Source organism: Thioalkalivibrio sp. ALE11, assembly GCF_000381205.1.
GTDB lineage: Bacteria > Pseudomonadota > Gammaproteobacteria > Ectothiorhodospirales > Ectothiorhodospiraceae > Thioalkalivibrio.
Genome location: NZ_KB906177.1, coordinates 23415 through 44155, shown reverse-complemented (window position 1 = coordinate 44155; position 20741 = coordinate 23415). Strand labels below are relative to the sequence as shown.

Here is a 20741-nt window from a genome sequence, read left to right as displayed (position 1 = left end):
ATTGTGCACCGAGCGCTTCCCCAATGCACACAGAAAAACCGCTAGTTGAACACGGTTGTCCGACCAACAATGGAAGGCCGGCAAAGCCCCTATTCAAAAGTTATTTTATCCATTATTGCAGCACCACCACTGGCACCCTTCGTGCCTAATACTTCCCGCTTCACCCGCGGCATTCCGCCAATTCCCAACTAAGATCGAAACCTCCGATGCCTTAGGAACGCCGTTCTTCAGAGACCCATCAACTATTCGACCCCCAGTGACTTCACGACCGCATCGACAGGGTCCGAGTAGAAACTAGTCTGGAACTTGGTGAACAACTCAGCAGGCACCGTTGCGATGTCTGCTGCACTGGTCATCGGCAAAGTCACCCGCTTGCCGCCTGCATCGAACGCGACTTGCAGACATTCCGCCAAGCTTTCCACGGGCTTGAGACTACCCCCGAGGCTGATATCGCCAAGGACCACCAGCTGGGTTTGCGGTGGCCTGCCCAGCAAACCAGATGCAAACGCAACGAGACTCGATAGCGCGAGGTCACGTAGAACACCCGTGTTTTGGAGATCCACCACGTGCAAATGGAAATCGTGCTCCAGCACTTTCCCGGTACCGCTGATTCGACCTGCGTTCGCCTTGAAGTAGTCGAACGCCATCTTCACCTGTTCTTTAGCCGAACTGGAGTTCCACAGGCCGGACATGGCCAGCTTGCCGTTTCCGGCAGTTACCTGGAGTTCGATCCGATAAACGCCAGGCATACCCTTGTCGCTAAGACCGATGGTGTGGACCACGCCGGGCTTGCCGAGGCCTTCAGGGATCAGTCCGCCCCCGCCTTGCTCCTTCACGGATACGAAGTGCTCTTCAAGAGACTCCTTGTCGACATAGCTGAAGTGGACGTCGTAGAACTCCATACCCCCGATCTTCTTCAGTTGCTCTTTCACCCGGCGGCGTACTTGCAGGGCATACTCCAGACAGTTGCGAACGTCGTCCTTGGCGTATTCGCCATGGGGAAACAGTAGCTTCAGAAGACCCGACACCGTCTTGCGCACCGCAATGACATCGCGTTGATTAAGATTATCGCCCAACCTGAAATGCTGATCAATCGCATCCGCGAAACTTCGTTTGCGCATCTCCCGGAGGAACTCGGCGAGGTAGTCGACAATGAAGCCATACCGCTGGGTGAAGAAGGACGGCCGCATCTTCGGGACTTCCCAGCCGGGGATGTAGCTATGGAATCGATCGAAAAACGCGGCGTCGATCATCGCCTCGGGGAATGGCGTAAGGAGGTGGCTGGTTTTCACCAGTGACTCAACGCTCTGGTTGATATTGCCAACGAACACCATCGATGCAGATGCCTCAATCTGCTCTCGGCCGCGGGCGAAAGAACCTGAGGCCATGTAATCCTTCATGATCTGCACCCCGTCCTTGTCTTTGAAAGAGATTCCGGCAACCTCGTCGAATGCAACCAGATCCCACATGCCGATAAGCCCGATACGCCGCGAGCTCATGTTGTAGAACAGGTTCGCGACCGTAGTCTGGCCACCAGACACCAAGATGCTGTTCGGAGAGCATTCTTTGTAGATATGGCTCTTACCGGTGCCGCGAGGACCCAGCTCGCAGACGTTGTAGTTATTCTCGACGAAAGGAACCATCCGAGCGAGGAGATGCCACTGCACAGCCTCATCCAACTCGGCCGGCTCCATCCCGATGGACCGGATGAGGGACTCTCGCCACTGCACGGTGGAAAAGGCCCTACGCCCCTCGAACAGCTCGTCCATGTTCATGTGGGGCATCTGAATCGGCTTGAGCTGGCTGACGCCAAACGGTGAACCACGCTGCCCTTCCTCGTGGTAATAGCTCAAGGTGGCGATGACCCAGATGCCGCCCACCAACAGCTTCTCGTGTTCTTTCACGAAGCCGGCTGAGATTTCAGCATCCTTGATTCCGAGGTTGCTGAACGCCGCCTCGTAACAGTCGTGCTTCTCGTTCAAGCGCACCGTCACACGATCGATGACCTTGAAGCTGCCACGTTCGCGCACCAGCGACTTGACCTTCTCGGCCTCATCCGGCCGGACGTAGTTGTCCGCCAGAATGGTCTTCACGTTCTTGAGCCCTTCCTCAATCACCCCCGGATCGTCGGAGGCGCAGTACATACCCAAGAGGTACTCGAGGACATACACCGGAACGTTTGCGCCTTCCTTCACCTGCTGGGTGAGATCCTTGCGCACCACCCGGCCATCGAAATGGGTGTTCAGCAGCGCATCGAGGTCAGCCTCAATTTCGAGCGGACCGCTGGAGGAAAGGTCAGGTTGCGGATCATTGTCCATACTGAGGGTCACGACAGAGGCTCCAGAAATAGGCGGTGAATCCGTGTCGCCAGGCGGGGGCGATCAGGCTTGGACACGACCAGGAAGCTTTCCCTAGAAGAAATCATCCGTGATCGCCAGGTCGATGACCACCCGGTAACGCTCCAGCTCGGTGCCCAGATCCTTGTCCCGCAGCACCAGAGCGTAATCTCGCTTGCGGTCAAAATCGGTTCCCGAAAGCGACAGGCACACCGACTTCATGCGCTCATTCATATCACTGCTGGTACTGTCGAAGGTCAGCGTCTCCTCGCTGGATACCATCTCACTGCCCTCGTATATTGCTACTGCTACGGTGACAGGCTGGAGCCGTTCGCCGACCGCCTCGGTCTGCAGCAGGTCGAAACGCTGGATATTGTTGACCATCTTCAGCGAGGCCCTGGGCGAGATCACCTCGACCTTTCGGCTGGTGCGCTTCGCCGCCTTTTCCCCGCGGAGCTGCTTTACGGTGAGCACCGGCACAACGATCTCCTGGGGCATGATACCGCCATGCACGAAACGAGCGCCGCCGACGAAATGGAAGCGGTGAGCACCCTTGGGAATCCAGAACTCGGTCTCGCAGGTGGTTCCGGCAGTCTCGCGCGTGTGGCCGTGCCATACACTGGGGTTGTCGGGCAGGGCCGTCCCGAGTACGTAGCGCTTCTTGCTCTTGAAGGCGCCGACCGGCTTCTCGGTCAGGCTGGTCCGATCGGTGGCATCCAACTTGCGGCGCTGGAACAGAAAGCCATGGTCCGCGGTGACCAGCACGGTGCTGGTGTTGAGGTGCATGAGTATCTTGCGGGTGAGCGTATCGAGCTCCTCGATGGCGTCCTCCACCGCAGCGAAGGTCTCGCTCTCGGTGCTGGCGGTATCCCCTCGCGCATCCACTACGTTGTGGTAGACGTAGACCAGCTGCATGCCCTTGAGCGCCTCGCGGCCCTGCTCGCGGGACCAGCCCCTCACCTCATCAGCGGTCACGGCCATGGCCTCACCGCCCACGGCAGCGCTCAGACGCTGGCTGCGGTTCTCGGTGCCCTGGCTGGACTTCCCATCCACTAGCACGCTGTCGCTGCCCGGCTGGTAACTTAGCTCGCGATGCGGCAGCAATGAGGCCATGCCCAGAGTGGTGTAGCTCGGCACCACGCCGAGCTGGCTGCTCAGGGTCGCTTCGCTGTAACGCTTGGCGTTGATGCGCTCTCGCAGCTCCTCGGCGGCCTCATAGCGAAAGGCATCGCTGATGATCACCACCTGGCGCTTGTTACGGTGGGGGTCCAAATGCGGGCGCACCACATCGCGGAAGAAGTGCTGCTGATTAGGGATGCGCGGCAGTGTCCAGTCGTGTAGGCGCCCCTCAGCGTCGATGCGCTCGCTCCAGTTCCGGGTGAGCTGGCCTAGGAACCACTCGTCATAGCAGCGTTCCACCGCCTCATCGAGCTTCTTGAGCAGCTCCACGCCGGTGCTGTCGGAGGCCACCGCGTAGTGGCGATAGGCGGTATCGAAGCAGTAGAGCTCGGTGCTGTAGGCATGGTAGAGCGCCTCGACGCTCTCGTAATGGAAACCGTTGGCGTGCTGCTGTCGCAGGGCAAACAGGTCAATGGCGGCGCTCAACGCGGCATAGAGCTGGCGATAGCGCGCCCGGCGCTCGTCGTTCTTGTGACGTGAGGCCCAGTAGCCATCCAGGCGCTCGGCGATGATGCCGCGGAACATCTCCAGGTCGCGCTCGTCAGCCTGAGGGATATCCTGGCAAAGTTCGACGATGATTTGCTTCTCGACCGCCTCAAAGGTCGCCACGTGGACCAGACGCTCCACGGGCACATCACGGATCTTGTCCTCGATGCGCAGCGCGTCGGCAACCCAGGCGGAGATCACATCGAAGGCCGGGTAGAAACGCGAGCTATCCCGCCAGCGAGAGAGCAGCGCCCGCGAGGTAGCCCGGGCATTCGCCGAGGATATTGCATGGCTCTGCGCCCAGTCAGGGATCTCGGAGATGCTCTCGCAGTACCCGGTGGTCAGCAGCCGCAGCATCAGCTGGCCGAACGACAGCGCTGCCTCACCGCTGAGCTCCGCCTCGCTGGCGGGGTACCCTACCTCCTGCTGAAGCCCCCTCACAAAGCTGGGTACCAGAGCATATTTGGACATCTCTACGAGCGAAGGGGGATCGCCCTCCAGCCCGGTCTCTTCAGCCACCGCCTCATCGCCCAGGTGAAACAGCAACGTCGCGATCTCGTTTGCAGGCGCACCCACGACCGCTGCGGCCATGGCCAGATCAAGGCCATCCTCGTCCATATTCGGTGTCACCAAACGCTTTAACGCCTCGATCCGCTTCCGGCTCCCCAGGAACGCCTGCCGCTGAGCCAGGTGCTCACGAAGCGAATGCCGCGTGAGTCCCAGCTCCTTGAAGACCATCGAGAGCTGATCCGCATAGAAGCGCCCGGAGTAGAGCTTGATGTCCAGCAGCCAGTCATCTTCCGGCGTTGGTTCGGAATAGGGAAAGTAGAGCAGCGTAGGCGTATCCGACTCCTGAAGCTCCAGCTGCAGTTTCACGCCCAATGTGGATTGCCCCGCCATATTGAGGATCTGCACGCCATCCAGGGACAGGTCATCCAGCACTTCACCGAAGTCGCCCGGGGCGTCATACCAGAAGACGAGACGGTTGCCTTCCCTGACGAAGGATTGCGACAAGCTTTGGCGCAGCTGTTTAATGTCCATCCGACTTCCTATTGACTACTTGCTCGATTCTTTTCTTGAGTATCTCTTTTCTCTGCTTGTAAAACGCCTCAAATTCCTTGATATCATCAGGCAAGAAATCTATTCCTTGAGAGTGTAGGTGACGCTGACGTGCCTCAGGGTCGGGCCAAGCATCCTCATACCACTCTGACGGCATCTTCCGGCGTTTCTCATTATTAATAGTACCTTCAAGCAATTGCAGGTTCGGCAACCGGTTTGCCCATAGCTTGAAATCCTCTATCTTACCCTCCGGAATCCCTGCTTTTCTTAGCTGCCCCGTGGAAAACAACCCTTTCGGATAAACATGATCCACATGAAAATGCCGCGAAAAATCAAATCCTGGAAAAAGGAGCGAAAGAAGAGCAAAGGTCCTTTTTCCACCATACTCCAGTTCGGCCAGCTCATCGATTTCCTCATCGACAAAATAAAGTGACTTACCTCGGGATGCCATCACGGAACCCAGCCTCTCCGCAGGGAATCCTGACTGCCCTTCTTCTTTTAGAACCCTTCGCAAGCTAGTAAGAAGCGTATCGAGCCCACTACCCCAGATTCCAGACGCCTTAAGCATTGATCTAATAAACCAACACCTTAAGGCCTCGCGATCTTTCGAAAATTCCGATCGGGACAAATAGCCCTCACCCAGCTTTCTCGTATAGAGGTAATAGGAAACGGGCAAAATAGAGCTATCTGCTCGAAGGTTTTGGGAGTTAAATCCAAAAGTCGCCAATAGTTCGGCCGCCAGCAGAAGAGCGCGACGAATACCCGACCAGTTACGCTCAAGAATCGCCATATTGTCTTTATTGAAGTTCTCGACCTTGAAGCCCACGCTACCAATATCTGACAACATCAACCCAGCTTTCAGAACGAGATCCTTGCTGTAAGAAAAACCGTCCCCTGTCTTGTTCATTTCATCAACGAGCGAACGGATCTCTTCTCGGGCGTCCAGGCTACCCCATTGAGCGACGGCTATCGATAGCAGCAGGTCCGAATAAGAGAGGATGGTTCCCCCGCTGTTCATGCGGATGAAAATATTCAGAACCCTTTCCAGATCTTGGTCTTTTTCCTCATAGTAAGCGATTTTATCTTTGTCAAAGATAGTGGTCACCAGCTGCCTGAGGACACTCCGGGCAAACTTCAAGGACTCCCTGCCACCCTCCCAACTGTCGTTGAGTTCGTCGTTCAGGTCATCCCGGTCCTCTTCTAGCACCCTACTAACAAGAAACCAATACTCATCCCCACACCGATCAGCAGCCTGTTTAGCCGTTAGAAACTCAAACTGATACCGGCTACCGGTTTCTTCCCTCGGCTGACCAAGCAGGTTGATATAAAGGCTTTTCAAGGGGAATGCATCCGAACTAGACCACCACTTTCCGTGCGTCTTTTGACTGTAGGATCCCCGCAGACCAATGTTCAGAGCGGTTATCCGTTGTTGGCCATCGAGAACCGCAACAAGCTCACGGTCGGGGACATCTTTTAGTGGTTCGCAATGAGGGTTGTCACGCTGATGATATGCCGTCACAAACTCATAGAATTGGTACTTATCCCGGTTCTCAGGCTGTATACGCCAAAAAAGAAAAACTCCAAACGGGTAACCCTGAAGAAGGCTATCAAACAGGTTACAGATCTGCTCAGGCTTCCATACAAACTCCCTCTGAATCGCTGGAAGAATCAGATCATTACTCTTCACTTGATCCATCAGTGACGCGATAGTACCGCCTGCCTGATACATAACTACTCCGACTTGTTGCCCGTGATTTCTTTTACGTTTGCCAGCAGATCTCCAAAGTACCCATAGTTCGCCTTTACCCCATCATCCAGATCCAGTGAGATCCGCTGGTCGGCATAGTGGCGTAGCTTCTCATCGAAGGCATTAAGCTCGGTCTGCTGCTTGTAGAGCTTGCTAAGTTCCTTCTCGATGCGCTTGCCTTCGGCGGCAGAAGCGCTGGCTTCCTTGTCCTGCTCCAGCTTTTCGGCATAGCTAGCAAGCTTCTCCGTGAGCGGGATCACGTAGTCGGTGCGCATCTCAGCCAGGGTGCTTTCATTGTAGCGGTGCAAGTACACCAGGCACTCGAAAGCTTTCTGTTTACCGGAGCTGAACAGCCAGTAGATGGGACGCTTCTTGTAGGTGCGTAGATGGTCCTTGAAGAACTGGGTGCTCAGATAGCGGCGGATGGTGTCCAGCGCGGCCTCGCCCCTCTTGGGCTTGATGGCGTGCAGGCAGAGACTTTCGGCGACGAAATCGAGATTTTCCTGCAGGTGATCCTCGCCCCAAACGATGCGGACGAAATCGCGGAAGCGGTTGGTGGCGTCGTCAGGGAACCACTCTTGATCTGTGACCGGTATGATGGCGTTTTCATCCGGCGCGAAGCTGGGTTCGGGGATCTGGGCGAGATAGTCGCGGGCGGTTTCGCCCTGGCTGGCGAGAATCAGGCCGGGCTTGTCTAGCGAGTAACGGCCCATCATGCAGCCGATCGCGTAGCTGACCAGATCTTTGAGAGTGTCGCACTGGAGCAGGGTTTCCAGCTCTTCCTCGCATCGACTGCGGCCGAAGCGGTAATGGGGATTACACGTCAATGTGATCTCTTCAATGGAGACCTTTTCAGTTAACTCTCTCTCTAGGCCATAAGCCTGAACAAATATACGGTTGCCCTTCTCCTCTAAACGCTGCATTTCCAATGTTTTTTCTTTTAAGCAGCATCGCAAATTTCCATAAGCCGTTCCTAGCTTTGAAGTTTGTTTGCCAAATCCCAAGAGAGGAGAAACAGTAAAACCTAAAGAGTTTTCATAGCAGTTCCAGTCATTTTTGGATATCGATATGCATTTTTCAGACAAACCAAGGAGATCTTCATTATTTTTTAGCTCCTCTGTATAAGGAAGATTTCTTATGTCCCTCGTTTGGAACTCAATGGTAGGGTTAAGAGCCATTAACAACCGAGAAACCACTTTGCTACCAAGGTAAGCAGTCAACACTTTTGGGTTTATTGTTTCTGAAAAACCAGATGTCCCCTTAACATCAAAGAAAAATCCGGCTTCTGTGTAACGACATCCAAAATATGATGAGCTAGTTGCAGCCCATGACACCCCCTCTTTAAGCATAAACTGGAGGTTTTGAATATATCTAGACCAATGCTTTCCATTATTTCTTTCTAGAGCATACTCCTTAACCTCTTTGCCATCCCTCTCCCAATTTAATACATAAAAAATATTACCATACCACTTGCGATACGGGCCTCCTTTGTTGTAAGGAAACCATTTTAAACCAGACTGAAAAGCATCTTCTAAGCTCGAAAACCTTAATCCCACTTTGTCAAATGAAACTTCACTCCACAGCCTTAAAAATCGGTCATTATCGCCAGTATTTTGGCCCACCGCCGGTGTAATATATTTGCCAAGACTCTCATTCTCCGAAAAAGCCAATATTACGTTCTCGCTAGCCCAATACGCCACCGGGCTCCCCGGAATTTTCTTGAAATCATCCGGCTTGGCTTCGTAGCACCAGCCGCAGTCTCGATTCTGAATAGCTTCCAGGAGTGCGGCCTGTTTTTCGGCTTCGGATTTTCCTTCTACCAGCCTCAGATAAGCCCCCCGATAATCCGGCCTGGAGGTTTTCTCCATTACAAACGCGGTGGCAGAGACGACTTCACCGCTGATGCTGTCGAAGGCCCTACCACCTAAATGCGCCATAGTGATTATGGTGGTGTTATCCAGCAGCCATTCGCGTAGATTTTCGTAGCTTGAGAGGAACATCCAAGACTGCATATTGATCTGAGCATTATAGCCGAGCGGCGTGAGCAAACTGAAAGCTCGGTCCAGAAAAATCGCGAACAGATCGGACTTGCTGTTGGGATAGGCGTTTTTGGCGTAATCTTTCAGCGCCTTGTTCATCCCCTTGCTACCCATATAAGGGGGGTTGGCAATCACTGCATCGTAGCGTTGCGCCAGCACCCATGCCTGCTGCAAAACCGGCGCCAACTGCTTGACAGCAGTCTTCTGCATTGTATCGCCGATGTCGGCGAGCTCACTGATTTCTTCCAGCATAGACTTGAGCTGCGTTTCGAAGCTGTTCGGCACGTCGATCAGCGAGCCCAAGGTCTTGGCGTCCTGGAAGCGTTCGATCAGATCAACTATGGCCTTATAGGTGCTGTCGTTGCTGGATAGCTCCTTCTGCTCGCTCTCGAATAGGCTCTGAGACTGCCCCCGATGCCAGTCACCGGTCAGATTGAGATCCCGCCACAGACTCCCGGCATCCAGGTGCCGGGTGCTCTGCAGGGCCATCACGTTGAGGCGAACGCCTCTAGTAAAGATCCGGGAATCGTCTTCTCTGGCCTTCATCAGCAGCGCGAAGCCGGCGAGCTGGGCGGCGCGGTCGTCGATATCCAGGCCGAACAGGTTGTTCTCCAGGACCAGCTTGGGGATGTCCCGGGAGCGGTAGCCGCGCTCTTCGTAGATGGCCTTCAGCACGTTGTAGGCCTCGACCAGGATATGGCCGGAGCCACAGGCGGGGTCGAGTACCTTAATGGTCTCGGGGTCGATGCTGGCCGGGGTGATGGCATCCAGCTGGGCCTGCACCTCGGGTTCCTGCTCGGCGGGCTCGATGTAGTACGGCATCTCGCCCTTGAGCGGGGAGTCGGGGTAGGTCTGCAGCCACTGGCGGCCCACCGAGTTCTGTACCAGGTACTGGACGATCCAGTTGGGGGTGAACAGCTGGGTGGCGGCGGGGATATCCTCGCTCTTCACCACCTTGCCGATCACCTGGTCCTTCTTCTCCGAGATGTAGAACTGGTAGAGCCAGCCGATCACCTCGACGTCCTGCCAGTCCTCCTCGGGAATCGCCTCGACCAGCTCGCGGATCAGCGAGTTGGTCTTGGTCAGGTTGTCCGGCAGCAGCAGCTCGCTGGCATCGTCCAGCGGCTCGAACAGGAACGGCATGGCCTCATGAAGGGCGTGACAGTGGGCCAGCAGCAGCTCGCGGTAGAGCACCTCGTCCTGGGTGCCGTCGAGCTTGAGCTCGCGCACCCGGGTGGGATCCAGCCCGGGCAGGTCGATCTCCAGACAGTCATCGAGGATCTGGAAGCCACCCTCGTGGTCCGGGTGGGAAAGCACTCGCCGGCCATGCTCCAGATAGCCCTTGAGCTCCATGAAACGGATCGCACACAGACGGTTAAACCAGCTGTAGGCTGCCTGCTCCATGGCCTGGTCAAAGCCCAGTCGGGTCACCCACCTGGCCAGCGCCTCGCGCGGCTGCCGTAGTGCCTTCGGAAAGGTGTGGGTCTGTCCATCCGCGCTGGAAATGAGCATCACATCACCACGGACCTCCATGGGCGCGACATGATCCTCGGTGATGCCATAACTTGCGGCCTGACGCCTCATCGCCTCGATAAAACGGGTGCGAGCTTTGGGAGCGTATGCCTTGAGGTTCGCTGTGTTCATGCTGGATTCCCAACCTTGATGATTACCCTTTCTGGGCGCGCTGCTCTGTACCTTCCCTTGTCCTCGGACACAAGACCGTCCTCCGTAACAGGCTGTTGCAAAAAGCTAGTGCGGCCCGGTGGCTACCAATTTAGCTCTCCATCGGACTGTTCCCCCTTCAGCTCCGACAGGCATTTTCGACGCCATACATTGCCCCAACGACCCGATTTCAACACCGATATCCCTTTACCGGGACTAAACCGACACGGACGAGAACAGCAGGGCGCCCACCAGGCCCTGTTGAGGTTCCTCTACACACCAGCGTGGCCACGCATCGCCGTACTCCATTGAAGGAATTTCTTCCGAGAGCCGAGGCACAAAACGTCACGTAGAGCCTGATAGGATATGTTTACCCCTGAATCACTTGGTACCGAACTGGCCGAGCCAGCTTGACCACCAAGCCATCTTCCGCTGCCCGCTTCAGCCAAGCATTTACCTGTGTCTTATGCAGGCCGGTCTCGGCTGAAATCTCGTCTGCTGTCTTGGGCTTGGGCCCTCCCCGCTGCAGCTCTCTCAGGAACAGCTGGTAGAAATCTACCTGCTCGGAATGGAAGGCGGCCTCATCGCTTTCGATTGACGAATCGGCCAGCGGCTCTTCACGGTCTGTTTTGGTAGTTGTCTCAGCCATCGCCGTTTCAGGCGCTGCTGACTGAGTGGCCTCATCCATCTCTTGGGTTGTCGCGGCGTCATCAAAGGCCAAACCTAGCTGAGATTCCCCACTCAGGCTCAAAATGGCTTCCTCGCTGTCTTCAACGCCAACCCCACCGGGAGTCTCCAAAGACCCTGACGCATCGATCTCGCAATCCTGCTGAACGTCGCTTCCAAGAACGCCGCCCCCCCCAATCAGGGAACGGACCTCTAGCCGAGCGACATCTTCTTTGCACCAGGCCCCGCCAGCTTCTACCAACACTCGATTGCCGGCTTCCGGATCTTGAGTTGGCTTAACCCAAAGCGGAACCCAGCCCTTCTTGAGATTCTCTTCGGCGCCAGCCTTCGTTCCACCACGGGTACCCGAGTGAACTACAACTGCAGCATCTGCCAGGCAGTAGATATACTTGTTGCGCCCCATGGCATTTCCGGTGTTAAAGCGAGCTTCCGGGTAGTAAGGCGAAATCAGCACCAAGCCACCACTCAACAAGCCCTCGCGCCACTGCCTGGAGGTCGCAGCCCTCAGCAGCCCCTCACTGAGAACACCAATGACGGGACCTCCCTGCTCCACAGCACCCCGCATGGCGGCTTCATCAATACCCTTGGCGCCACCAGAGACGGTACCCATGCCCGCTTGGGCCGCCATTGCTCCCAGCTCGTAGGCATAGGCCAGATCGGGACCGCTTGCCTTGCGCGAACCCACCACGGCCACGCCCCCGGCATCGAGGAGTTCAGCATTACCACAGCCATACAGTATGGGCGGAGCAGTCTGCTTCAGGCGTTTCTTCAGCGCCCTGGGGTATGCCGAATCTGATCGGGTAATAATCCACAACCCCGACCGCTGCCACTTCTCCACGGCCAGCGCCATGCTATTTCCACGCTGAAGCAGGGCCTCCAGTCGTTCCTTGGTGACCTTGGCGTGTTGCCACCTCAGGAGGATCTCGTGGCGCTCCTGTCCCAGAAGACCGGCGGGTGTATGGCCCTGCTCATGAAGCCATTGCGCAAAGAGACCCCATTCGGTGGGGGTCAGCGGCTTGGCGGCTCCCTTGGCTGGCGCGGCAAAGTAACCGGCGAGCAATAACGTAGCCTGTGCGGCGGCGGAGAGGGTCATCAATCATTCCCCGAGCTGGACGCCAGCGCTACAGGAAATACCTCGCCTGAACCGGCACGCCGCAGCAGCGCGGCAACCACGGTCATCGTCCAGCCGGAGTCCACAATATCGTCGACCAGTAGAACGGCAGCTGACGGCAACTCTTCATCCACCTCGAATACGCCGTCCAGATTACGGCACTGGTGGAAACGGTTCTGCTGCATCTTCTGCGGCTCGTTGTCCGCGACCTTCCTCACTGCTTCGACGTAGCGGATTCCCAAGCGGGCCGCTAGCCGCCTGGCGAAATCCGGCACAAGTTCAGGATGGTTGAGAGAAGGCACGGAACACAACCAGGTAGGCGGTGGTTGCGGCTGCCAACGCTGCTCAACCATCTCGGCCATAGCCTCGACCAACTCGTCACCGAAGGTGCCTTGCTGCTTGCCCCCCTTGACCAGCCCCCCCCAGCCGCCATCGTTCCAGCGCGACAACACACGCCCTTCTTGCGCCTGCAGATTCGCCGGGAGATTGCCCCTGAAACCATATTGCTGAAAGGCTTGGGCTGCGACTTGTTTTTTCGGTTTGATCGGCATCTCGGCCTGGCGCTGGTAAGTCGCGGCTTGGTGGGCTAGCTGGCTATCCACGTCGTTCGGCACCAGCGACTCGCCCAAACAATTGGCACACCGACCGCATGGTTCGCTCTGTGGATCGTCCAAAGCGCCACGTAAGAAGTTCATCAGGCAGCCGCTGGTATTGATGTACTCATTGACCTGCTGCCACTCGCGCTCACGCATCTCCGTCAAATGCCGTATTCGTTCATAATCCGGCCGGTAAGCCACAGGTGTACGACGCCATACGCTGCCTTCCTTGATCACAGGAGAAGGGCACTCGACGCTGAGGATTTTCAGGGTCTTATCGATCTGCTTCCGCTTCAGATTAGCGTTCTGTTCGATCCCACCAATCGATAATCCATCGGACTCTTCTAGGGTCGCGAGAACCGTGCGGATCTCATCGTCCGAGGGACACGCAGAGCGCCGGAAATACTCGTGAATCTCATCATCCTCATGACCGGCGATTAATATACCGAGAGCTGAGTCGATTGCCCGCCCTGCCCGGCCAACTTGCTGGTAGTAGGCGACGATAGAGCCGGGAGCCTGATAATGGATCACAAACCCCAAGTCGGGCTTGTCGTAACCCATCCCCAGAGCCCCTGTGGCAACCAACACCTTAAGCTCGTTACGGAGAAGCTGATCTTCCAAGTATTCACGGTATTGGTTGCGGTCATTCGGGTACTTTTTCTGGAACCACTCGGGAGGGGTTACATCGGCATAGTAAGCTCGAGCCTCGATCCCATGCTGCTGTAGCCAGTCCGCTACCTGCTGCGCATCGCGAGTAGTGAGCGTATAAACGATACCGGTACCGGGCAGCGTCGGGATCACTTGTACCATCCAGGCCAAGCGAGAGGCTTGATCTGGTAGCCTTAGCGCCTGCAGCGCCAGGCTTTCACGCTCCAGTGAACCACGCTGAATCACAACGTCACCCAGCTGGCTGCGAACATCCTCGATGACCCGATCGTTGGCGGTCGCGGTTGTTCCCAGCACCGGCACGCCCGGGGGCAATTGCCGAAGCACGCCCACGATACGACGATAGTCAGGTCGAAAGTCGTGCCCCCAGTCGGAAATGCAGTGTGCCTCATCCACTACAAGCAAACCGATTCGATCAGCAATAGGCATCATCACCGACTGCACAAACGTGTCGTTCGCCAGGCGCTCGGGAGAGATTAGAAGGCAATCGACCTGACCTGCGAGCAAATCCCTCTTAACACTTTCTTCTTGGTTTTGGTTTGCCGAGTTAATGGTAGCGGCACGAATCCCGAGGCGGCGCGCTGATTCTATCTGGTTCCGCATCAGCGCCAACAGAGGCGAAATGATAATGGTGGCCCCGAAGCCACGGTCGCGCAGAAGACGCGTACTGATGAAGTACACCGAGCTTTTGCCCCAGCCAGTCCGCTGCACCACCAACAGTTTTCGGCGCTGATTGACCAAAGCATCGATAGCTTCCCATTGCCCGGGACGAAATGTAGCGGAATCGTCGCCAAGTGCAGTTTTGAGTAACGCCTCAGCGTCTAGCTTCTCCACAGCCCTGCCTCCTTGTACCCAAGTATATCAGCGCAGCCGAATTCGCCTATTGGCCTCGATGGCACCTTCAAGTTCTCGCCTGAGTGCGTCGAGAAACCCATCGACTTCGTTCTGGGTTTCCAGATAGACGCCAGCATGCGTACGGCCAAGCACCTCGACGACGTCTACGTTCACTACCGGTTTGGGGAGGGTCACGGCGGGCGAAGCCTCCTCATTCTGATCCGGGACAGCAGAGATGCCGGCCCCATCATCCCCGTTTTTGGCAGTGCGCACCGGGCCGTCTTGGCCACTACCACCCTGTCCAACAGCGCTCTGGCGCCTTGCCTCTTCCTCCTGTGCACGATGTAGGGTATCGAGGCTTTCCTGTTCGCGCTCGGCCGCGGTTTCGCCGCGCAATAGATAAATTTCGGCGACACTGGTAGCGCTCTCGACATCGCTCTTTAGCAGTTGAAGAGGGCGCAGCAACTGATTGCTGAGATCGGGCGTTCCAATCCCGCTCTTGGCAATCTCCGCAGTTACGTTTGCGATACGATCGTCGATTAAGCCTATGGCCTGCTCGCGCTTCGCTTCCAACAGCCGCTGGTTGGCCTCGTCCACCGTGTCGATCAGGCCAGCAACGCTCTGCAACATGCCGTAAGGCTCGTCGGAAGCGAAGATACGGTCCATCTCGGCCAATGCTTTTCTGGCCTGCTCGTCCTTCTCCAGCTCTGCACGATTCGGTTGGAGCCGGACGAGCGCCTGATCCAACCGCTGCCAGATGGTGATCTGCTTCTCGAAGAACTCATGGAGGTCGCGATACCGCTCTTCGAGATCCAGCAGGCTCTCCTTATTGCTGGTGACTTCCTTAAAGAACTCGAAGCTATCGTCGATACGGAGCAGACGCTCCACCTCTTTAAGGGTGCTGGCGATTACCGCACCCCCAGGGAATCGGCCTACCTCTGTTTTGCTCTTGTAGCCTTCAAGATCCGCACGCCAGATCTCGAACTGATCTCGGTAGAAAGCGTACAAATCCTTCTCGGAAGCCGGTCCGAGCTTGGGGAAGAGTTCCTTGGTCAGGTTCCGCGCCTGCCGCAATACGACGTCGTCGGTTTGACGCTTCTTCTGCACCGTCACCTCGGGACGCCGACGCGAATTATTCAAGAACTCGAATGCGTCCTTACCCGACAGCGCGGGTCCCGCCGTGTGAAAAGTGAGACGCCCTAGCGCGAATAACCGACCCAAGATCAGCAGCGTCTCCTCCAACGGCCAGCCAAACGGACGATTATGGAACCGTTCCAGCAGGGGATTGAGCGACACAGGCTCCCCGCTGTGAAGGGCGATGTACTGTTCGACCTCCCGCACGGCCTGGGCATTGCCTTCCTCTCCATCGAGCTCGATACCAAGCTGCTCCACGTTATCGGCGGTGAGCACCGCCAGCAGCTCCCGCATTGGCTCCGGCGTTAGCACCTGGAGGTAGCCCAATTTGCTGTAGGTGTTTTCCAACAGGTACTCACACGCGCTCTCCACGCGGGTACTAACCTGAGCACCCTTTAGTTCCAGCTTCTGCCCCAAGGCGTAGATATCCGCCTCGAGGAGCATCTCCTCCAGGCGAATCCGCAGTCGCTTGCGGCGCTCCTGGTTCTCACGCCCCCGGTCGGCCAGGATCCGCTCGACGCTGCGATCGCCGGAAGCCGCATTCAGGCGGACAAACTTTTCGGTTTTCAGGTAAGTTCGCAAGTCCTCGAAAAAGGCCTTGTCATCCGACAGCTTGATAACCACCTGGCCGTGATTTTCGCCACTCTTGCGGATGCATCCCGCCTCACCATATTGGGCATAATGAATATCCAGCGGCGAGACGACCTCGACGCGCAGTTGAGCTTGCAGGCGTCCATCGATGGTATGGCCGTCTAGGTACCGACCGATCGTGTAGTCGGTCCCATTCTGCGGATAACGATATTTGTTCTGGTCCCGGAGAAGATCCTTGTAGATCAGCGTGGAGAGCTCCTTGTTCTCGTCACTACTGTGGATCTCGGTGGATTTGATTTGACGGGTGATATCTCTTTCTTCGTTGGTGAGGAAAAGGTACTCCTCCCCATTGCGCGTCACGAGGCTCTCTTTCTCCAGCCGCGCAAGGCTCTCTTCGAGCCGTTCGCGGATAGCAAGCCGGTCGTCGTCGATGCGCGTAATTGAGAGCGTCACAAGGTTATCCACGGTGCCCTTGATCAGGTCCACATACCGGATCATGAACAGAGTGCGGAGAATCTCCACGTCGAATTGGTCGAGCGCAGCGTTCTCACCCGCTTGATCGATCGTCCGTTTGACTGCAGTGTCCAGAAAGCCTTCCACCGCCCGATAGAAGCTGTGCATGGGGATGAGGACACCGACCTCCTGCTCGGATGAAGCGGTCAGCGCCATCTGAAAAGCATCCAGCATGGACCGCTCACCGTAGGCCAAGTGCGCACCTGTGGCGCCCACTTTTCGGATCTCTTCGAACACCTTCTGGACCAACTGAAAGTGGTACGGAACGAACGGGTAGTTGGCCACGAAGCTCTCTGCACTATCCACACTCTTCAACGTGGGACCCGACCGATCAAAGGTGAGCTGGTTGCGCAGGACAGAGCCCTTGGCCTCGAAGACTCGGGCGAGCTCTTCCCGGGCTTTGGGTGTCTTGGCCAGGAGGCGCTTGCGGATGACCTCGTCGGAGTTGGAACTGGAGAGCGAGAGACGCGTCTTGAACCGCCCGGCAATCTTGGAGAAGTCGTTCGCCTTGGTGGCCGTCATCTCTCCCAACACTGCGTCCATGTCGGCTTGTGAGGTCACCACAATCCACGCTCGTCCCTTGCAGATGGTGCCGAGATTCTCGGTAAGGGTCTGCAGGGTCAGCATCCGTTGCGTATGGCTGCCAACGAACTGTCCGACCTCGTCGACCATAAAAACAATACGCCGAGTCGCGGATTGCGCATCCAGATATTCCTTTACCCAGCGACAGAAATTCTCCACGGATACGCTGAAGGTCTCCTCAGACTCCTCAAACCACTTGTGGGCAGCATCAGGCGAGAGATCCAGCACCTGACTGATCGCCTGTTCGATCGCATCCTGATAGAACTGATAAGCGTCGCGCTCGTCTTCCCACGCTACGCCGCTGACCTCCAGAAAAACTGCCTTGAAGCGATCGAAGACCCCTCGCTGTGCCAAGTGACGCTCCATGTGCGCGATATGTGGATGGTCGCCACTGAAGCCTTGGTACTCGTTGAACACCCTCAGGAAGACATTGAGGATCGCGTTGCCGGTATCGTTGGAGCTGGCCTTGCTATCGATGTTGAACAGGATGACATCTGCCGGTTCTTGGGCCGCCTTGGCAATGTCCGCCCGGATCATCGCATCGTGGAGTTTCTGCTCATCGAAAAAGTCGGCAGCACAACGAATGCGGCCGCTCGGGTCTTCCGCCTCGGTGTTGGTCAGCAGGTAGGAAAGCGCCTTGAGGAAATGTGATTTCCCAGACCCGAAAAATCCAGAGATCCAAACGCCGATACGCTGGGGAATAGACGGATCAGAGATGGGCGTGGCGTAGGATTCGAAGAAGTCCCGAAAATGCTTCTCCAACTCATTGGTGACTACGTACTCGTCAAGTTCTTGATAGATCGTCTCGCGATCCCTCTGGTCGGCTTTTACAACACCGTTGATAGGGCGTTGGGGGGGCTTCTCGAAAAGATCCTGGATGCGCATATCGGGTCGATTCCTTGAAAACGAATAATGCGGGCGTCGGAACGGAGGTGCGACCTTGATCGACTATGCCTCAGGGAACGAGTGCGAACGCCCGGTAGTAATGGTCGCTTTTGATCCGGTTGAACAGAGTCAAGCTTTGGCCATCGAAGCGGCCCGGATAAAAGAGAACAAGTGGTTTATGGCCCAGCCGGCTGTGTAGCGCATTCAGCAGGCTGTGCGCCCGGATGAGGGGCCAAACACTGCCAACGCCCGAAACCAGGACAATATCGGGATCAGCCGATAGTTCCTCGCGGATGAAAAACGGCGCGAATCGGTCCATGTGCAAAGGGCCTCGGAGCGCGTTAAGAAGCGCCCGGTCACCCTTGTCAGCCTGGATGGCAATAGCCTTTTCGAGTATGCCGCGCTTATGGAGATAATCACGCAGGACGCGTAACAAGTGGATGTGGCGGAAACACACGTCGCTGTGCTGACGCTCAAGAACCCCCTCCAGAAACGAGAGGTATTCGCGTACCTGTAGTTCGTATTCCGCGGGATAGTCGAAAATCCAAAAGCCAACCTCGTTACCCAGTCCTTCTCCAGCCAGGAAATCCGCGCTCGTAATCTTCTCGACGACCTGGTTCAGTCGGTCTTGGAGATGAGGGTCATTGTCACGCATCAGGGATTCGACCTCCATTTCAAGGCGTGGGCGACTCGAATGGCGACTTCGAGTCGAATGGCCATCGGCGCGAGGTGGGGCACGTTACTTCCGGGAGAAGAAATCACAAGGCGTCAGTTCGTAGGACCCAGGCGACGCAGACAACGACGGACACGGTGCATACCACACGCCTGCAATAGTCGCTCGACCTCCGGAAGAAGAGGTTGCGGGCGCAGTCGGCGTGTGCGCGTGCTGTCGATCAAACCCGCCTCACTGAGCATCCGAAAGACTATCTGCCCCATTTTGCGCTGCGACGATGCCGACCAATCTTTGATCTTCGGGTAGCGATCCGCGCGTTCGGCCAAGAAATCCCGCCACTGATAGGGCTCCAAAACCTCCACCCGCGTGAGCAACGCATCCGTAACGATGGTTTCCACAAATTCCAGAAACAATAGATTACGAGACAGGCAAGCACAAAACGCGATCTGCGTCGCTTCCGGCTCGTCGCTGTCGCGCAAGGCCTTCCAGAACGCAGATGGCAAGGGCCTGAGTCGACGGTCGATAGCGCGCGTGATTCGGCGTGCGGTTGCTTGTGACGGCTTCTGCAAGCGATTTTCCCGGTAAATCGCACGGTGCCAGGTATCCTCGCCAGCGTCCGTCAGAAGAAGGTCCGCGATGATGCGACTCTCTCTCACCATCAATGCCCCGCCAAGGATGTCGGAATCATACGATAGGTGTGCTGGAGTGGATTTCATGTTCGTCATTTTTCCGAGCGGCGGCCAGACCACGTGAGTCGGGGCTCCCACAGCCAATACACGCGGTTTCGAAGGCCTAAAATGCGTCAAGAACTTTCCGCCTCGAAACGTAAGCCGACCCCCATGAGTGGAGCAGTCCCCCAATTAGATGGCAAAAGCATGATCAACCCCATCCAACCGAACCTCCGGTCACGACCACGGGATGCGCCGAGCGATTGACGAATCTGCTTGTGGCCGTCGGAGGCGTTTGCCTGTCCGACTGATCCGCGGCTTACTCCCCGTCTTGGTACATGGTTGTGCTGATGATAATGCCCAGCTTGCGGGATAACTGCGAGAAAGCTCGAGGAGCTGGCACAGCCAACGCGCACCGTTCCGTCTGATGGCCGTGCTCGGGCGTATTCAGCGCTGCAGGATACTTCACCCTTGTCTCCCGCGGCACACAAATCTGCCGCCGACCCGGACGGCGCCGCCATCATTTCCGCATGCCGGGTGTCAGTACTTCGCTCATGTTTCCCCGTGTCCGTGAAGCCCCGGTCAGGCGCCCATGGGCACCGTACCCCAATTGAATTGTGTGAATAAAGCTCGCAACGGCGTTCCGCTCCCATCCGGGCGACAGCCGCTGTCGCTTCACTTGCGCACCAGCCTCCCCGAACCATTGCACCTCCGCGCACGATGATCCACGCGTCAGGTCGCACCGTGCTGGTAACGCTCGAAGGCCTGGCCCAGCTCCTCCGCGATCGCTTCGCGCAGATTTGCCGGCCCAAGCACTTCCACCCCCGCGCCCAGGCCCAGCAGCCACCATTTCAGGTGCGCGGTGTCGCGTACGGTGGCGGTAACCCGGGAGCACACGCCGTCGCCTTCGGGCTCAATGGTCTGGTCGTCGGACAGGCGAGCCTCGTGCAGGTGGTACGCCAGTTCCGGGCTCACGCGGAGTTCCAGCCGGATAGTCCCGCCCTCCGGATAATCGAATACGCCCTCCTGGATTAACTGGTCGAGATCGAACCCGGCTTCCGGATCGTGCGTCGGCACCTCGGTCAGCGCCGCGGCCTCGATCCGGTGCACGGCCAGATGCAGCACGTCCTGGTGCGGTTCGATCGTGGCCAAGAGGTAGGTGACCGGCTCGCGGAACACCAGCGCCAGAGGGTGAATACGGTGGTCTCGCACCCGCTCCTTCGAGCGTGAGCGGTAGGTGATGTCGAGGCAGCGGCGTTCCAGCAGGCCCTGCTGCACGGTCGCGAACACGCC

General features: G+C 57.0%; 10 protein-coding genes. All 10 read right to left on the bottom strand.

Features of this window, described 5'->3' with window-relative positions; translation table 11 throughout:
- Positions 1-242 precede the first annotated feature (242 nt).
- Entirely contained in the window at positions 243-2330 is a 2088-nt protein-coding gene (gene brxL / locus F620_RS0112070; RefSeq protein ID WP_019570755.1) for a protease Lon-related BREX system protein BrxL, read from the bottom strand.
- Positions 2331-2411: 81 nt separating this feature from the next.
- Positions 2412-5042, bottom strand: coding sequence for a BREX-1 system phosphatase PglZ type A (pglZ, locus tag F620_RS0112065; RefSeq protein ID WP_019570754.1), 2631 nt, complete (start codon positions 5040-5042; stop codon positions 2412-2414).
- The gene (locus tag F620_RS0112060) at positions 5032-6789 is read right to left on the bottom strand and encodes a DUF262 domain-containing protein (RefSeq protein ID WP_026331450.1); all 1758 of its coding nucleotides are present in this window, start codon (positions 6787-6789) and stop codon (positions 5032-5034) included. Before F620_RS0112060 ends, pglZ begins: the two co-directional genes overlap by 11 nt.
- A gap of 2 nt (positions 6790-6791) precedes the next feature.
- Positions 6792-10490 carry a BREX-1 system adenine-specific DNA-methyltransferase PglX gene (gene pglX / locus F620_RS0112055; protein WP_019570751.1) on the bottom strand — a complete coding sequence of 1233 codons (3699 nt, stop codon included), beginning with the start codon at positions 10488-10490 and terminating at the stop codon, positions 6792-6794.
- Positions 10491-10878: 388 nt separating this feature from the next.
- The gene (locus tag F620_RS0112050; protein ID WP_019570750.1) at positions 10879-12288 is read right to left on the bottom strand and encodes a DNA-processing protein DprA; all 1410 of its coding nucleotides are present in this window, start codon (positions 12286-12288) and stop codon (positions 10879-10881) included.
- Positions 12288-14402 (bottom strand): RecQ family ATP-dependent DNA helicase, encoded by a 2115-nt coding sequence (locus tag F620_RS0112045; RefSeq protein ID WP_019570749.1) that lies wholly within the window; start codon positions 14400-14402, stop codon positions 12288-12290. The genes F620_RS0112050 and F620_RS0112045 overlap by 1 nt, the downstream gene beginning before the upstream one ends.
- A gap of 27 nt (positions 14403-14429) precedes the next feature.
- Entirely contained in the window at positions 14430-18107 is a 3678-nt protein-coding gene (gene brxC / locus F620_RS0112040) for a BREX system P-loop protein BrxC (protein ID WP_019570748.1), read from the bottom strand.
- Positions 18108-18177: 70 nt separating this feature from the next.
- The gene (locus F620_RS0112035; protein WP_038031090.1) at positions 18178-18762 is read right to left on the bottom strand and encodes a DUF1788 domain-containing protein; all 585 of its coding nucleotides are present in this window, start codon (positions 18760-18762) and stop codon (positions 18178-18180) included.
- A gap of 113 nt (positions 18763-18875) precedes the next feature.
- A complete protein-coding gene (locus F620_RS0112030; RefSeq protein ID WP_026331448.1) occupies positions 18876-19496 on the bottom strand; it encodes a DUF1819 family protein in 621 nt (206 codons plus the stop codon).
- Positions 19497-20180: 684 nt separating this feature from the next.
- On the bottom strand, positions 20181-20741 hold a 561-nt coding region (locus tag F620_RS14400), incomplete at its 5' end, for a WYL domain-containing protein (RefSeq protein ID WP_019570745.1).

Bases quoted from the DNA above. Each gene is read 5' to 3' on its own strand.
- pglZ (WP_019570754.1), bottom strand. From the start codon at position 5,042: ATGGACATTAAACAGCTGCGCCAAAGCTTGTCGCAATCCTTCGTCAGG.
- F620_RS0112035 (WP_038031090.1), bottom strand. From the start codon at position 18,762: ATGCGTGACAATGACCCTCATCTCCAAGACCGACTGAACCAGGTCGTC.
- pglX (WP_019570751.1), bottom strand. From the start codon at position 10,490: ATGAACACAGCGAACCTCAAGGCATACGCTCCCAAAGCTCGCACCCGT.
- F620_RS0112060 (WP_026331450.1), bottom strand. From the start codon at position 6,789: ATGTATCAGGCAGGCGGTACTATCGCGTCACTGATGGATCAAGTGAAG.
- F620_RS0112050 (WP_019570750.1), bottom strand. From the start codon at position 12,288: ATGACCCTCTCCGCCGCCGCACAGGCTACGTTATTGCTCGCCGGTTAC.
- F620_RS0112030 (WP_026331448.1), bottom strand. From the start codon at position 19,496: ATGAAATCCACTCCAGCACACCTATCGTATGATTCCGACATCCTTGGC.
- brxC (WP_019570748.1), bottom strand. From the start codon at position 18,107: ATGCGCATCCAGGATCTTTTCGAGAAGCCCCCCCAACGCCCTATCAAC.